Source organism: Colwellia sp. E2M01, assembly GCF_018860585.1.
In the GTDB taxonomy this organism is placed as follows: domain Bacteria; phylum Pseudomonadota; class Gammaproteobacteria; order Enterobacterales; family Alteromonadaceae; genus Colwellia.
On record NZ_JAHKPR010000031.1, the window covers coordinates 1 to 1,269 of the forward strand.

At 38.8% G+C, this 1,269-nt stretch carries 1 protein-coding gene; it reads left to right on the forward strand.

Annotated elements, in window-relative coordinates; translation table 11 throughout:
- The first annotated feature begins 54 nt into the window (after positions 1–54).
- Positions 55–1,235, forward strand: a protein-coding gene (locus KO502_RS07470; protein WP_216021954.1) for an IS3 family transposase whose coding sequence is annotated in 2 segments (ribosomal slippage) — positions 55–340 and positions 340–1,235 — 1,182 coding nt in all. Because the reading frame shifts where the segments join, the coding sequence is not laid out codon by codon here.
- Positions 1,236–1,269 lie beyond the last annotated feature (34 nt).

Here is a 1,269-nt window from a genome sequence, read left to right on the forward strand (position 1 = left end):
ATGATCATCCCTCGATAAAACGGACACCAAAATCTAACTAAAGATGAGGTGTCTATGCCAAAGTACAACAATCCAAGACGAACTTGGAAATATTCTAATGAGTTCAAAGTCAATGCAGTTCAACTAAGCTTTGTTGTTGGTGTAACCATAAAATCAGTTGCTGAAAAGCTCGACATACACCCATTTATGCTGTCACGATGGCGAAAAGAATATCGTGAAGGAATTATTGTGGCAGACAAACGTAAAAAACCAGCCGGTCAATCGAAAGCTAAAAAACAACTTACCCATGAACAGAAACTTGAACGTGAAAATAAAGCACTCAAGGAGGAGCTGTATATTCTAAAAAAGTGGCAACGGTTTCTTGCGGAGGAACATCAGGCAAATATAGATTCATCGAAAAACTCAGAGCCGATATAAAAGTTAAACGATTACTCAGTTTCTTTGATGTATCTAAAAGTGGTTACTATGATTGGCGAAAGCGACAACCTAGCGCTAGAGCGATAGAAGATGTTGAGCTTACACAGAAAATCCAACAAATATTTACAGAGAATAAGGGGCGATATGGAAGTCCTAGGATATTTAAGGCCTTACAAAAACAAGGATACCATATTGGTAAAAAACGCATTGAACGCTTGTACCGTGGACTTGGACTCGTTGCTCGGGTGATGCGCGTAACTACACGCTCAGCTTTCTATAAACGTTTTCTGACGACAGGAAAAAATTTACGACCTGATGGTGACGTGCCATTGGCTAAAAATAAAGTATGGGTAGCGGATATCACGTATTTAAAAGTGAAAGGCGTATGGCGTTATTTGTCGGTCATCATGGATTTATATTCACGGCGTATTATTAGCTGGAGTTTAGATAAAAATAGAACAATGGATGTCACTAAACGGACACTAAGCAATGCGATTAAAAAACGTAAGCCGCAAGGTGATTTGATGTTACATACCGATAGAGGAGTAGAATATCGTGGTCAGGAGTATCAAAAAGTATTAAAACGTCACGGTATAACTCATAGCTTAAGTCGAGCGGGTAAATGTACTGACAATGCCCATATGGAGTCATTTTTCCACTCAATGAAGACAGAAGTTATTCGCGGTAATGTATTTAATAGTGATAAAGAGCTACGCGGAACACTTGGCAGTTACATAAACAAATACTACAATGTTTCGAGGATGCATTCAGGGATAAACTATTGTTCACCAATAGAATATGAAGCCCTGGCAGCGTAAAAATAAATGTGTCCGTTTTATCGGGGGAAGATCA